This window comes from Nocardia asiatica NBRC 100129 (assembly GCF_000308415.1).
GTDB lineage: Bacteria > Actinomycetota > Actinomycetes > Mycobacteriales > Mycobacteriaceae > Nocardia > Nocardia asiatica.
Genome location: NZ_BAFS01000080.1, coordinates 1 through 14589, shown reverse-complemented (window position 1 = coordinate 14589; position 14589 = coordinate 1). Strand labels below are relative to the sequence as shown.

Here is a 14589-nt window from a genome sequence, read left to right as displayed (position 1 = left end):
CCGTGCGCTGTTCGTGCCGACCGATGTCACCGTGGAACAGGACGTGGCCCGGCTGACCGAGGCCGCCGTGTCCGAATTCGGCCGCCTGGACGCGGCGTTCAACAACGCGGGCGCCGTGCACGCCTTCGGCCCGGTCGCGCAGATCGATGAGTCCGGATGGCGCGCCGATCTGGAACTCAACCTCACCAGTGTGTTCTACGGCCTGCGGCATCAGGTCCCGGCGCTGGCCGCCTCCGGCGGTGGCGCGATCCTGAACAACGCGTCGAATCTCGGTGTGGTCGGCATGGGCTCGGTGGCGCCGTACGTGGCCGCCAAACACGGAGTCGTCGGGTTGACCAGGGCCGTGGCACTCGAGGCCGCCGACCAGGGCGTCCGAGTGAACGCGCTGGTCTCCGGGGCGGTCGATACGCCGGCGTTCCGGAATTCGATGGGCGCGACGCCCGAAGGGGTGGCCGCCATCGAGGCGCTGCATCCGGTGGGCCGCATCGCCTCGGCGGAGGAGATCGCCTCGTTCTGCGCGTATCTGCTCAGCGGTGAGGCGAGTTTCGTCACCGGCGCCGCATTGGCGATCGACGGCGGCTTCACCGCGCGCTGAACGCGGGGACCTGAGACCGCCTCGGGTACCGGTGCGACCGGCCAGTCCCGAGGCGGGCTCGTCAGGCGCGGGCCAGTAAGCGGCGAACTCGGCCGGGGCGCGCCGCGGCCGCTCCTCCGGCGCGGACCGCGGGCTGCCGCAGCCGCACCAGCCGGTCGAACTCAGCGGCGCTACCGGCGGGTTCGGGCAGGCGGCCCGCGTTGAAGTCGGCGGCCAGCTGCCGCACCGTCTCCTGCGCACAGGACTTGTTGGTGCCGATGAAACCGGTCGGACCGCGCTTGATCCAGCCGGTCACGTAGGCGCCGGTGACCACCGGTCCTTCCGCGCGCTGCAAGACCACCCGGCCTGCCTCGTTCGGGATCACCGCGGCTTGCTCGTCGAACGGCAGGCCCGGTACCGCGACGCCGCGATAGCCGACCGAGGTCAGCACCAGGCCCGCCTCGAGCCGCTCGGTCTCCCCGGTCGCGACGGCTCGGACGCGTCCGTCCGGATCGGTGACCAGCTCGTTGCGGCCGATCTCGACGCCGGTCACCCGATCGGTCCCGAGAATCTCGGTGGGCGCGGACAAGTAGCGGAAGACGATGCGCTTGCGCTCGCCGACCGGCCGGGTGCGCGCGCTGTGCAGCAGCGCCAGCTTCTGTTCGATGTGGAAGGGCAGTTCCGCGCCGCGTTCGGGCAGCTCGCCCTCGACCACGATGTCCACATCGCAGCCCAGCAGCCCGACGAATTCCGGCACCGTGAAGGCGGATTCGAGCGGGCCGCGCCGACCGAGCACGACCACTTCCTCGATCTTGCTCTCGCGCAGCGCGCGCAGGGCGTAGGGCGCGATATCGGTGCCTGCCAGCGTCTGCGGGTCGCTGGTCAGCACCCGCGCCACGTCGAGCGCGACATTGCCGTTGCCGACGATCACGGCGCGCCGGGCGGACAGATCGAAGGCATAGTCGGCGTAATCCGGATGCCCGTTGTACCAGGCGACGAAGTCGGTGGCCGACACCGCGCCCGCCAGGCCCTCACCCGGGATGCCGAGCTTGCGATCGGAGGACGCGCCGACCGCGTAGATCACCGCGTGGAAGTGGTCGAGCAGTTCGGCGTGCGAGATGTGCGCGCCGATCTCGACATTCAGGTACGAACCGAAGCCCGGCTGCGCGGAGATGACGTCGAACAGCTCGCCGACCTTGCGGGTCTTGTCGTGGTCGGGCGCGACGCCGTGCCTGGCCAGCCCGTAGGGCACCGGTAGCCGGTCGAACACGGTCACCGTCACGTCGGGCTGGGTCAGCAGTTCGTCGGCGGCGTACATCGCCGAGGGCCCCGACCCCACGATCGCCACCCGCAGCGGCGCGCCCTCGGTGTGGATCCGCGCCGCGGGCACCGGGCGCGCCAGCAGCGGACGCGGGCGGGTCTGCCGGTAGAAATCGGCGTTGATCTCGATGAACGGCTTCTGCTCGTCGGTCAGCTTCTTCGCCGACACGATGGCGTCGACCGGGCACGCGGTGGCGCAGGCTCCGCAGTCCACGCACGCCTTCGGGTCGACGTACAGCATCTCGGCCGTCCGGAAGTCCGGTTCGTCGGGCGTGGGATGGATGCAGTTGACCGGACAGGCGTAGACGCAGGAGGCGTCGCTGCAACAGGATTGGGTGACGACGTACGGCATACCGGCTCAGGCGACCTTGCTCACGGCGCGCAGCGGTTCCGACCGGTACCGGGTGCTGGGACCGTCGATCCCGAGCGCCTTCCAGACCGCCTTGGCGACCGGGTTCATCAGCCCGATGTCCTTGGCCAGGGCGCGCACGTCGCAGAAGTAGTCGCTGAAGACCTGCTTGGCCTCCTTCGAACCGTAGAACAGCTCCTTGCGGACCTGCTCCGGGATGTCGAACTCGGTGAAGAACGAACGCGGCGGGGTGACGATGGCGCGGCCGAGGATCCACATGACGATCGGCATGGCCAGCGACAGGATGAACTTCTGCGCGGGCTTGGCCTCCGGCACGTGGTTCTTCAAGAATTCGTGCGCGAACGAGATATGCCTGGCCTCTTCGGCGACGTGAATGGCCATCACCCCGCGCATGATCGGGTGCACTTCTTCGCCCGAGCGCAGGATCTGCTTCTGGATGTGGTCGATCGGTTCCTCACCGGCCAGCACGGCCATGAAGAACAGGTTCGGGAACCAGGCCGCCACCGGCGCGCCCAGGTACTTGAACTTGCTGACCAGCGGGCCCATGCCGGGCACGTCCAAGCCGATCCGGTTGACCATCTCCTGGAACATCAGGGTGTGGTTGTGCTCCTCGATCATCTCGTGGGAGCAGTACCGGAACTCCGGCGAGCCGTTCGGCAGGCCGAAGTTGTGGATCACCATGCCGCTGATCAGGATCGACTCGAACTGCAGACCGACCTTGGCGATGTTCGCCTGCCGGTATTTGCCGACGGCGATCTTCTGCTCCTTCGACAGCGCCTGGTACCAGGGATGGCGAGCCACCGTGTCGGCGGACGCGGGCAGAATCCAGCGCTCCTCACCCGCGTCGGCGGCGAAATCGGGGTTATCCCAGTCGATGTCCTCGAACGGGTCGAAATGCTTGTTGACCGATCCCTCGGAGAGCAGAAGAAGCTTCGCGGCGTACTCCTGCGCCTTCTCCAGATCGGGATCGACTGCGGGTGTCACGGCTGCGGACATCGTCGTCACTGCCTCTCCTCGATGGAACCGTTTAACTGTATCCCATAGTTACACCAACGGAGAGTAACGTCAACCCGGGAATCACCGAGGCCGTCCGGCGATGCGCGCCCTCATCACGCGCACCGCCGGACGGCCCTGTTCATCGCGGACCTGCGCCGCCTAATTCACCAGCACCCCGTCCCCCGCCGCCAGGATGGAGGTCCCGAAACCGAAGATCGCCGACGTGCTCGTGACGACCATCACCCGGCCCAGCCTGCGCCGGGTCCGGCGCGACAGCATCAGGGCACGCGTGGTGGCGCGACGACGGGCCCGGCGACGCCTGGCGTGCCGCTGCTCGGCCGCGACCTCGGCCGCGACGGCCGCCCGCCGGCCGAGGATCGCGGCGCCGTCGGCGGTGGTCCGTTCCGGGTCCGGTGCGGTGATCACCGGCCTGGCCAGTTCCGCGGCGAGCACCTGCGCCACCTCCACCGGTCGCGCCGCCCCGCCGACCACCAGGACGCAGTCGACGTCGGCCATGGTCACGTCCGCGACCCGCAGACAGCGGTAGACGAGTTCGATGGACTCGCGGACATGACGAGCGCGCAATTCGCCGGCGATCGTGTCGGCGACCGACTCCGAGACCGAGGTCGACGTCAGGCCCGGCCCGGCGTGCTCGGCGATCAGCGCGCCGAACGCGCGTCCGCCGAATTCAGTCGATCGCAGCGACACACCGACGATCGGGTTGTGCGGGCATCCGGCGCCCACGCGGACCAAGGTGACGTCGAGCCCGGCGCCGCCGAGGTCGTAGACCAGCGCGAGACCCGGCATCATCGGACCGCGGTCGGCTTCCAGCCAGGCCGCCGCGGCAACGGGTTCGGCGACCAACGCGACCTGGTCGAGCTCGAGCCCGTCCAGCGCCGCTCGCAGCGCGTCCACCTGCTCGTCGGCGTAGCGGGCCGGGTAGGTCAGCGCGATGCCCAGCCCGGCGGCGCCCGCCGGACGTTCCTGCGCCGCCTCCCCGATCAGGCATTTGGCCACCGTGGCGACGAGGTCCGCCGGTGCGAGCGCGCGATTGCCCACCCGCGCCCACGTGCTGGAACGCTGCGTGAGGTCGGCGAATTCGGTGACCGCGCGACCGTGCCGGGGAATCATGCCGACCTTAGCCACGCCGGTGCTGTCGAAGGTCAGTGTGGTGCGCCGCGTGATGGTCTGCGGGCGCTGCGTTTTGCGTCGCCCCGGCGGAGCTTTGGCCGAACCTTCCTCCGCGAGAACGGAAACCGTGTTCACCGTACCGATGCTCAACCCGAGACCAACCGCCATCGCAATCCACCCGATCGCCGTGCCGATTTGCTTCGAACGTCGTCCAGGCAACCACTCCGCGATCTTCGTGCCAACCCCGGACAACCGATTGTCCGCAAGCCGCCTGTCCGCGACCGCGCCGCGTGCGCGCTCCGCGACGCCCTCACCTGGCACACCAGCACTACACATGCCGTCCAGTCGGATTTCCTTGCGACACGCGGGGATAGACAGTGCCCGGTGGAAGTTTGCCGGTTTCCCGCTTCCAGGCCGAGCCTCGATCAGCGAAGCATTCCCACATGCGGAGACTCGCGGCGACAAGTCACCACAGGAAGGTGCGAGGAATTAACCGAGGCGGCAGTCCCGCGAGCGGGCGGTGGCAGCGGCTTCGGCACCGCCCGTAGGGGCCGAGGCGATCACCGGTACGGCAGCCGCGCGCACCCCGACCCCGGCGGACAGCCGAGAAACCGCCCGAGGAAGCTGCCCGCACCAAATGTCCGGTTACACAGCAACCTTCCAGCGCTGCATCCCTTCGCGGAACGCGTACGCGCCGGGGCTGCCTCGAACCCGCTAGTGCGTGGGCAGTTCCGGGATCCGCGTGGCACGAACGTAGACCGTCTCCCCGTCCGAGAGCCGCAGCGCCTCCGCGTCACCCCGGGTGACCTGCGCGGCGAACAGGTCGCCGGTCGCGGCGTTGCGCAGCTCCACGCGCACCTCGAAACCGAGATGGACCACGCGCTCCACCGTCGCCCTGGTGACCCCCGCGGACTCCGCGGTGCCCTCGTGTTCGGCCAGCGCCATGCCGGGGTCACGGCCGACACGTATGTCGTGCGGTCGCACCAGATGTCCGTTGAGCCGGGCCACCGCGCCGAGGAACGACATGACGAACTCGTTCGCGGGCCGGTCGTACACGTCTTCCGGGGTGCCGATCTGCTCGATGCGGCCCTTGTTCATCACCGCGATCCGGTCGGCGACGTCGAGCGCCTCCTCCTGGTCGTGGGTGACCAGCACGGTGGTCACGTGGACCTCCTCGTGCAGGCGGCGCAGCCAGGTGCGCAGGTCGGCGCGGACTTTCGCGTCCAGCGCGCCGAACGGTTCGTCCAGCAGCAGCACCTGCGGGTCGACGGCGAGCGCTCGGGCCAGCGCCATGCGCTGACGCTGACCGCCCGACAGCTGCGCCGGGTAGCGGTGCTGGAAGCCGTCGAGTCCGACGATGCCGAGCAATTCGTCGACCCGCTTGTCGATCTCGTTCTTCGGGCGCTTGCGGATCTTCAAGCCGAAGGCCACGTTGTCGCGCACCGTCATGTGCTTGAACGCCGCGTAGTGCTGGAACACGAAGCCGATGTCGCGCTTCTGCGGCGGCACCCGGGTGACATCGCGTCCGGCGATGCTGACCACGCCGGAGTCCAGCGATTCCAGCCCGGCGATCGAGCGCAGCAGCGTCGATTTGCCCGAGCCGGAAGGGCCGAGCAGCGCGGTGAGCTCCCCGGAGGGAATGTCGATGGTCACATCGTCGAGGGCCGCGAACGTGCCGTAGTTCTTGTTCGCGTTGGTCACGGTGATCACTTGGCGCCCCGCTTACGTTCTAGGAGGGTCATCAGCAGAAGGGTGACGAGGGCGATGCCCATCAGCAGGGTCGCGGCGGAGTAGGCGCCGAAGGTGTTGTGGTCGTTGATGTAGCGGCCGTGCACCAGCAGCGTCAGCGTCTGCGACTTGCCGGGCAGCGCGGAGGACACCATGATCACGGCGCCGAACTCGCCGAGCGCGCGGGCCACGGTGAGCACCACGCCGTAGGTCAGGCCCCAGCGGATCGCGGGAAGCGTGATCCGCCAGAACGTCTGCCATCCGGACGCGCCCAGGGTGGCCGCGGCCTGCTCCTGGTCGTCGCCGATCTCGTGCAGCACCGGCTCCACCTCGCGCACCACGAACGGCAGCGTCACGAAGATGGTGGCGATCACCATGCCGGGCAGGTTGAAGATGACCTTGAAGCCGACGTCCTCCAAGCCGCCGAACCAGCCGCCCGCGCCCCAGAGCAGGATCAGCGAGACGCCGACCACCACCGGCGAGACCGCGAACGGCAGGTCGACGATGCCCTGGACCAGGTTGCGGCCCGGGAATTTCCCGCGTACCAGCGCGAGCGCCGTCACGATGCCGAAGACGACGTTCACCGGCACGACGATCGCCACGATCAGGATGGACAGCTGGAACGCCGAGATCGCCGCGGGTGTGGTGATCGAGTCGACGAACGCGCCGACACCCCGCTCGAAGGTGCGGTACAGGATGATGATCAGCGGCAGGACCAGCAACACGAACAGGTAGCCGAGCGCCAGCGTCCGCAACGAGAAGCGAGTCCACGGATGCAGTCTCATCGAACTCGCTCCGTCCCGTGGGAATGCCCGAACCCCGGCGACGCGGGGAGCGCTGCGCGATTGTGTCTCATCGAGTCGACTGCTCCTTGCGCGCGCTGCGTTCGGCGAGCAGCCGCAGCACGAGCAGCGTCGCGAACGAGATGGCCAACAGCGCGACCGACACCGCCGCCGCGTTCACCGGCCGGTCGATCTCGATCTGCTTCTGGATGTATTGGGAGGCCATCTCGGTCTCGCGCGGAATCGCGCCGCCGATCAGCACCACCGAACCGTATTCACCGATCGCGCGGGCGAAGGCCAGACCGCCACCGCTGATGATCGCGGGCGTCAGCGCGGGGAGCACGATCCGGCGGAAAGTGGTCCAGTTGTTCGCGCCCAGTGAGAGCGCCGCCTGCTCGACCTCACGATCGGCCTCGATCAGCACCGGCTGCACCGAACGCACCACGAACGGCAGCGTGACGAACGCCAGGGCCACCACCAGACCCGGCTGGGTCGCGTTCAGATGGATGTCGATCGGGCTCTGCGGCCCGTACAGCGACAGCAGCACGATGCTCGCCACGATCGTCGGCAGCGCGAACGGCAGGTCGATCAGCGCGTTGACGACGCCTTTGCCGGGGAACTCGTCGCGGACCAGCACCCACGCGATCAGCGTGCCCATGACCACGTTGATCAGCGCCACCACTACCGAGACCAGCACGGTGATGCGCAGCGAGTCCAGTGCGGCGGGCGCGGTGACGGCGTCGGCGAAGCCCGACCAGCCGTCCTCGAAACTCGTCACGGTGAGCGCCGCCAGCGGCAGCAGCACGATGATGCTCAGCCACAGCACCGCGGTGGCGATGCCGAGCGGGCCCACCGAGCCGGTCACGCGCAGCCACGACCAGTTCCAGCGGCGGCCCTGGGGCGCGGCGTCGGAGACGCCGGGACCGTCCGCCTGCGCGGTCCCGGCGTTACTGCTGTTCGTCACAGTCGTCCAGTATCCCGTGTAACGGGGGTCACCCGATCACTTGGTCGCGTTGTCATAGATCACCGCTACCGAGCCGGTGTTCGGGGTGAACAGTTCCTTGTCCACGGTCTTCCAGCCGCCGAGATCGGCGATCGTCCACAGCTTCTGCGGGGTCGGGAAGTCCTTGGCGTAGTCGGCGGCGACCTTCGGGTCGACCGGACGGAAGCCCGCGTCGGCCCAGGCCTTCTGGCCTTCCGCGGTGAACAGGAAGTCGCGGAAGGCGACGGCCTTCTGCTGGTTCTTGCTGTTCTTCAGCACCGCGACCGGGTTCTCGATCTTGAAGGTGACCGGCGGGACGATGTGCTCGATCGGATCGCCGTTGCGCTCGGCGAAGATCGCCTCGTTCTCGTAGCTCAGCAGGACGTCGCCGGTGCCCTGCAGGAAGGTCTCGGTCGCCTCGCGACCGGACTTGGGCTGCACCTTCACGTGCTCCGAGGAGACCAGCTTGCTCAGGTAGTCCAGGCCCGCCTGCGGGTTCTTGCCGCCGTCGCTCTTGGCCGCGTACGGCGCGAGCAGGTTCCACTTGGCCGAACCGGAGCTGAACGGGTTCGGCGTGACCACCTCGATGCCCGGCTTCAGAAGGTCGTCCCAGTCCTTGATGCCCTTGGGGTTGCCCTTGCGCACGACGATCGCGACCACCGAGCCGAACGGGATCCCCTTGGTGGCATCGGCGTTCCAGCTCGCGTCCACCAGGCCCGCGTCGACGAGGCGGGTGATGTCCGGCTCGACCGAGAAGTTCACCACATCGGCCTCGGCGCCGTCCTTCACCTTGCGGGACTGGTCGCCGGAGGCGCCGTAGGACTGCTGGATCTGGACGCCCTTGCCCTGCTCGGTCTTGTTGAACTCGGGAACCACCTTGTCGAAGCCCGGCTTGGGCACGGCGTAGGCGTAGAGGTTCAGGGTGCCGCCGCTGCCGTCCGCTTCGCTTCCCCCGACGGTGTCGCTGGCTCCACCGCCGCAAGCGGTCAGCGCGACCGCAGCGAGTGCGGCGAGGGCGACGGCGCCGTAGCGTCGGCGCGGCGAAAGCCAAGATTTGCGTGCCATCGGGGTGGACCTTTCGTACGGACCGCCAGTTGTCCGGTAATACATCGGTGACGGGCGACAATCTATTCGGTTCAGCAGATCTGCCGGTCGAGCGATACGGCAGCAGCGCGACTATCGGCCCAACGGGCCGCCGGGAGAGGGCACATCCGCGGAAAGCGCGCCAGTCTGCTGGAAACGTGACGCGGACGTGCCCGGTTGCCGATCAGCGACAGTAGATATCCGCGACCGCGAGATCGCCGACAGCAATCAACGCCAATTCATGGCGGACCTGCGGAACGGCGCTCGAAGACACGGGCAGACTTTAGCAGAGCGGACGACGGAGTTCGAATCGAAGAGTCGCAGGAAGAGGGCGGTTTCACCCGATGACCAGCCGCGCGGATCGTCCGCGCGCGGAGTTCGCGGGGCCTGAGCACCCGCACTCGGCGGCGCACCGCCGACCGCACCGCTCGGTTATCTCGCGGTCACCGACGGGGGCTCGGCGTGACTCTGGATGGACCGGCGACGGCGGCGAGCACCGTCGCCCGTGCGCCAGTCCCGGTGTTCGGCGGGCGGCGCGGGCCGACCGCACCGGGTGCACCTCAGCGGGTGCGCGTCAGCGGCTGATCAGCCAGGCGACGACGATGAGCGCGAGCAGGGCGACCAAAGCGAGTTGGACTCGCGAGCGAGGCATCAGTGGGCCCCGCTCTGTACCGGGGTGCGGTCCTCGGCGACCGGCTCGGGCTCGAGCATCGCCGCCGCGCCGGCCGGGACGGGCCGCACCGGCGCGGCCGCGACGCCGTACCGGCGGTCCCGCATGCGCAGCACGGCACGCAGCACCCGATCGAGCCCGTAGGCGATGGCGAAGCTGATCGGGACCATGCCGACAAGGACGACGAGGAACTGCGGGATGAACGGCAGTCCCGCCACCCACAGCTCGAAGCCGTCCCACCATCCTGCGATGCGATGCACGACTCCAGCCTAGTGGGTCCGGCGGCCGGTTCCACCGGACCGTCGGCCGCGGCGGCCGGCGTGCGCCGCCGAGTGGTGGACGCCGGGCGCCATCGGCCCGAAGATGGGGTATGGCGTCCTCCGATGACCTCACCCTGAACGACTCCGACGGCCTGCCGACGAGCTTGTCCGAGCCGGCCAGCCTGTCCGAACCGCATCGTCACGGCGCCTACCCGCCGGTCGACGACTACGCCTTCCTGTCCGACTGCGAAACCAACTGCCTGGTCGCCAGCAACGGCGCGGTGGAGTGGATGTGTGTGCCGCGGCCGGATTCACCGAGCGTCTTCGGGGCCGTCCTGGACCGCAGCGCCGGCCACTTCCGGCTCGGACCGTACGGCGTCAACGTGCCCGCCGCTCGCCGCTACCTGCCCGGCGGGATGATCCTGGAGACCACCTGGCAGACCGGCACGGGGTGGCTGATCGTGCGCGACGCGCTGGTGCTCGGGCGTTGGCACAACAACGACCAGCGCAGCAAGACCCACCGGCGCACCCCGATGGACTGGGATGCCGAGCACCTGCTGTTGCGCACGGTGAAATGCGTGAACGGCACGGTGGAGCTCGAGATGAGCTGCGAGCCCGCGTTCGACTTCCACCGGGCCACCGCCCGCTGGGAGTACACCGGCAAGGTGTACGAGGAGGCCACCGCGGTGCGCAGCGACGATCCGAGCGCGGGCCCGACGCTGGTGCTCACCACGGATCTGCGCCTCGGCCTGGAGGGCAGGGAAGCGCGCGCCCGCACCAGGATGACGGAGGGCGACGAGGTCTTCGTCGCGCTCACCTGGTCGGAGCTGCCTGCGCCGCGCACCTTCGAAGAAGCCGCGAACAAGATGTGGCAGACCACCGAATGCTGGCGCCAGTGGATCACGCTCGGCAAATTCCCCGATCATCCGTGGCGCAACTATCTGCAGCGCAGCGCGCTCACCCTCAAGGGACTCACCTACGCGCCGACCGGCGCGCTGATGGCGGCCGCGACCAGCTCCCTACCGGAAACCCCTGGCGGAGAACGCAACTGGGACTACCGCTACACCTGGGTGCGCGATTCCAGTTTCGCGCTGTGGGGCCTGTACACGCTCGGCCTGGACCGGGAGGCCGACGATTTCTTCGCGTTCCTCAACGACGCGACCACCGGCGAGAACGGCGAACCGGTTCCGCTGCAGGTGCTCTACGGCATCGGCGGCGAACGGCAGCTCGACGAGTTCATCCTCGATCACTTGAGCGGCTACGACCATTCCCGGCCGGTGCGCGTCGGCAACAACGCCTACCAGCAGAACCAGCACGACATCTGGGGCACCATGCTCGACGCGGTGTACCTGCACGTGAAGTCGCGCCAACAGGTGCCGGAGACCCTGTGGCCGCTGCTGGTCCGCCAGGTACACGCCGCCATCGAGCATTGGCAGGACCCCGACCGGGGCATCTGGGAGGTGCGCGGCGAGCCGCAGCACTTCACCTCGTCCAAGGTGATGTGCTGGGTGGCCCTGGATCGCGGCGCGAAACTCGCCGAGCTGCACGGTCAGTACGAGCACGCCGGAGAGTGGTACGCGATCGCGGAGGAGATCAAGGCCGACGTCCTGGCCAACGGCGTCAACTCCGAAGGCGTGTTCACCCAGATCTACGGCGGCGACACCCTGGACGCCTCGCTGCTGCTGGTGGTGCTCACCCGCTTCCTGCCGCCCGAGGACGAGCGCGTGCGCGCCACCGTGCTGGCCATCGCCGACCGGCTCACCGAGAACGGCCTGGTGCTGCGCTACCGCACGGAGACCACCGACGACGGTTTGAGCGGCGAGGAAGGCGCGTTCACCATCTGCTCGTTCTGGCTGGTCTCCGCGCTGGTCGAGATCGGCGAGATCCAGCGTGCCCGGCATCTGTGCGAGCGCCTGCTCGGCTTCGCGAGCCCGCTGCGGCTGTACGCCGAGGAGATCGATCCGCGCAGCGGCCGCCACCTCGGCAACTTCCCCCAGGCGTTCACCCACCTGGCGCTGATCAACGCCGTCACCCACGTGATCCGCGCCGAGGATTCCCGGCACGCGGGCCGGTTCCAGCCCGCGCACACGCCACAGGGCCACCCGGTCTGACCCGGCGACCCGCCTACGCGGGGACCAGCCCGTCGGCCTCGTCGCGCAGCACCCGCAGTTTGCCCAGCCGCGCCTCGAGGTCGGCGATCCGCTCCGGTGCGTGGTCGCCGTACTTGCCGTAGTTCTCCTCGGCCACCCGCAGCGCGTCGTCCGCGCCGCGCGAGACCTCGGTCGCGATGTCGGTGAAGTGGTCGCGCAGCACCCGCTGCATGGCGCGCAGGCGGTTGCGCGACTCCTTGCCGACCTGGAAGATCACGTCGTCCATCAGGCGAGCGACCGCCACCTTGGCCTCGGCCCGGCGGCGCAGTTTGCGATTCTTGCGGTCGTCCCACAGCGCGTTGACGCCCAGCAGCACACCCGCGCCCGCCGAGTACCAGTTCACCAGCGACATGCCCAGCAGACTGGTGGCCAGACCGACCATCAGGATGCCGCCGTAGGAGCCGCGCAGACCGGTGAGGAACTGCTGGGTCACCCCCGCCTTGGCGCTCTCCAACGGCTCCAGCGGCTGCACCGCCTCGAGCACCTCACCGGGGTTGTCCAAACGCAGGTCCGGCAGCGGCGCGGCGCGGTTGTCGGCCGGGAATTTGGCGGCTACCTGCTCGCACAGCTCCATCGAGCGGTAGTGCGCGACGGCGAAGTTCTCCTCGACGGCCTCGCAGATGCGCGCGTCGAGATCGGCTCCGAAATCCTTCCACCGGCGCGCCGGATCGGTCTGGGCGATCTCGGCCTCGGCGTCGCGGATGAGACTGCGCAGCCGGTGGCGCAGATCGTGCTCGATGTCGGCCATCAGCTCCGTCGCGCCGTCGACCAGGGTGACCTGCCAGTTCGCGGTGCGCTGGCGCAACTGGTCGGCCTCGTCACGGGCGCGCACGAGCTGCTCGGTGATCTCGGCGCGCCGCCGCGGATCGCGCAGCGCCTCGGCCTCGGTGCGCAGCGACAGCGCCAGGTGGTCGCAGACCAGGCGGATGTCCTGGACGGCGGCTTCCAGCGCCACCGCGTCCGCCCGGGCGATCACGTAGTCGCGCAGGTGATCGATCAGCTGCGGCACGCCCGATTCGATGTCGCGCTGGTAGTCGCCGGTCATCCCGGCCTGCCGGTGCAACTCCGCCGACACCGGCGCCACCGCGAAACCCAGCCCCGCCGAGTCCAGCAGTTCGCGATTGCGCTGCTGGGTGTGCGACCAGTGCGGATAGACATCGATCTTGTTCAACACGCAGACCACCGTCGGGCAGATCCGCTGGATGCGCTGCAGTTCGGCGATCTGCTCCACGGTCAGCTCGGCGCTCGCGTCGCCGACGTAGAGCACGGCGTCGGCGGCGGCGATCATCGACCAGGTGGTGCGGTTGTCGCCGAGGGCCCCCGGGGCGTCCATGACCACGACACCGTCGGCGAGCAGCGGACTCGGCTGGGTGAACTCCGCGCGGACGACTCCCTGGGTGGCCAGCGCCGGGCCGGGATCGAGCGGATCGACCGACTGACGTTCGGTGCGGCCGTACTCGGTCTGCCGCACCAGCGTCGCGGTCGGCTCGGGGCCGTACTCGACGATCACCGGGACGCTCAGATCACTGTTCGTCGCACTGACCGAGGCACCGACCAGGCTGTTGACCAGCGTACTCATGCCGTTCTTCGGATGGCCGACGACGACGAGCCGGACCCGGGGATCGCTCACCCTGGCGCGGACCATGCTCAGTCGGCTGCCGAGGTCGTCGCGTCCCGCGGAGCGGGCCGTCTCCCGCAACTCGTCCAGTATTCGGATGAGCGGGGCCATCGCGTCCGGATGTTTCACCGTCGCGGCCTTCAGCCCGGCAGCGGCAGACAACCCTCCTCCTTACTCTCGTGACTCTGGTTCTGGTACCCCCTGCGGACGCTCCGCAGTCCTCGCCGACCTCGCACGGCCCTGCTATATCAGCGAGATGTCCGACACGTCGGATGCCTGGTGCACACCCGCTGTGGCCGGGTCCGGCAGCAGCCCACCCGACAGTCCACTGTAGGAGGCCGACGTCAGGGCGGAGTGGCCGTAGCCGTGCTCGGCGACCATCGACGTGTCGGCGGCCATCGGCGCGGAGATTCCCTGCGGCTTCGGATCGATCACTTGCGGCTTGATCGGCGCCTGGGTGGGCGCGGGCACGACCGGCGCCGGTGTCACCGGAGTATGCGGCTCGATGGTAGGCGCGTGCGCCGGCGCGCTGTAGGTCGGCTGGTCCGGCGCGGTGTACGTCGGCTGTGACGGCCTGCTCACGGTCGGCACGTCGTCGGTCGGCAGGTTGTGTGTCGGGACGTCGTCGGTCGGGTAATTGCTGTGCGACGTGCCGCCGGTGCCGGGGCGGCCGGTGACGCCGCCCGGTGTCGTCACATCGTCGTCCGGGGTGGTCGAGCCGTGCGTCGGCGTGGGGGCCTGCGTGATCGTCGCGCCCGGTGTCTTCGTGGTCACGACGTCCGGCGCGGTGGTGATGCCCCCGTGCGGCAGCGTGGTGGCGCCCGGGATCTTCGTGACGTCCTGATCCGGCGTCTTGGGCGCGGACGGTGTGGTCACCTCGCCAGGCACGCTCGGCGTCGGCGTGGTCTTCACGATCGTCGTCGGC

Annotated in this window: 12 protein-coding genes and 1 pseudogene; 2 read left to right on the top strand and 11 right to left on the bottom strand. The window is 69.1% G+C overall.

All coding sequences use genetic code 11. The annotated features are described in order from the left end of the window. Positions 1 to 595, top strand: a 595-nt coding sequence (locus ON27_RS07995) for an SDR family NAD(P)-dependent oxidoreductase (RefSeq protein ID WP_043721847.1), incomplete at its 5' end; no start/stop codon positions are given. A 61-nt stretch (positions 596 to 656) separates the two neighbouring features. Here ON27_RS07995 and ON27_RS07990 read toward each other — a convergent pair. The 9 genes from ON27_RS07990 to ON27_RS07955 form a co-directional block, all read right to left on the bottom strand. Continuing rightward, positions 657 to 2246 carry an FAD-dependent oxidoreductase gene (locus ON27_RS07990; protein ID WP_043721836.1) on the bottom strand — a complete coding sequence of 530 codons (1590 nt, stop codon included), beginning with the start codon at positions 2244 to 2246 and terminating at the stop codon, positions 657 to 659. Between the two features lie 6 nt (positions 2247 to 2252). After that, positions 2253 to 3260: an AurF N-oxygenase family protein gene (locus ON27_RS07985; RefSeq protein WP_051046328.1), complete on the bottom strand. Its 1008-nt coding sequence runs from the start codon at positions 3258 to 3260 to the stop codon at positions 2253 to 2255. A gap of 159 nt (positions 3261 to 3419) precedes the next feature. Next, positions 3420 to 4526, bottom strand: a complete 1107-nt coding sequence (locus tag ON27_RS07980) for an Hsp70 family protein (RefSeq protein WP_245559857.1) — start codon at positions 4524 to 4526, stop codon at positions 3420 to 3422. A gap of 579 nt (positions 4527 to 5105) precedes the next feature. After that, a complete protein-coding gene (locus ON27_RS07975; RefSeq protein WP_043721828.1) occupies positions 5106 to 6101 on the bottom strand; it encodes a sulfate/molybdate ABC transporter ATP-binding protein in 996 nt (331 codons plus the stop codon). Beyond that, complete coding sequence (cysW, locus tag ON27_RS07970; RefSeq protein WP_043721826.1) at positions 6098 to 6904, bottom strand: sulfate ABC transporter permease subunit CysW; 807 nt, start codon at positions 6902 to 6904, stop codon at positions 6098 to 6100. Before cysW ends, ON27_RS07975 begins: the two co-directional genes overlap by 4 nt. A gap of 67 nt (positions 6905 to 6971) precedes the next feature. Beyond that, positions 6972 to 7772, bottom strand: coding sequence for a sulfate ABC transporter permease subunit CysT (cysT, locus tag ON27_RS07965; protein ID WP_051046330.1), 801 nt, complete (start codon positions 7770 to 7772; stop codon positions 6972 to 6974). Between the two features lie 129 nt (positions 7773 to 7901). Beyond that, positions 7902 to 8948 carry a sulfate ABC transporter substrate-binding protein gene (locus ON27_RS07960; protein ID WP_043721822.1) on the bottom strand — a complete coding sequence of 349 codons (1047 nt, stop codon included), beginning with the start codon at positions 8946 to 8948 and terminating at the stop codon, positions 7902 to 7904. Between the two features lie 202 nt (positions 8949 to 9150). Next, on the bottom strand, positions 9151 to 9240 hold the full coding sequence (locus tag ON27_RS45770; RefSeq protein ID WP_312038717.1) for an Ms4533A family Cys-rich leader peptide: 90 nt from the start codon (positions 9238 to 9240) through the stop codon (positions 9151 to 9153). Positions 9241 to 9617: 377 nt separating this feature from the next. Beyond that, entirely contained in the window at positions 9618 to 9896 is a 279-nt protein-coding gene (locus ON27_RS07955; protein ID WP_043721818.1) for a hypothetical protein, read from the bottom strand. A 110-nt stretch (positions 9897 to 10006) separates the two neighbouring features. On the opposite strand from ON27_RS07955, the gene ON27_RS07950 reads away from it, so the two are divergent. Beyond that, complete coding sequence (locus ON27_RS07950; RefSeq protein WP_043721816.1) at positions 10007 to 12007, top strand: glycoside hydrolase family 15 protein; 2001 nt, start codon at positions 10007 to 10009, stop codon at positions 12005 to 12007. 13 nt (positions 12008 to 12020) lie between these two features. Here the strand turns inward: ON27_RS07950 and ON27_RS07945 are convergent, their stop codons facing one another. Beyond that, complete coding sequence (locus ON27_RS07945; protein ID WP_051046327.1) at positions 12021 to 13826, bottom strand: dynamin family protein; 1806 nt, start codon at positions 13824 to 13826, stop codon at positions 12021 to 12023. A gap of 81 nt (positions 13827 to 13907) precedes the next feature. Next, positions 13908 to 14589, bottom strand: a pseudogene (locus ON27_RS07940) (hypothetical protein); the annotation flags it as partial.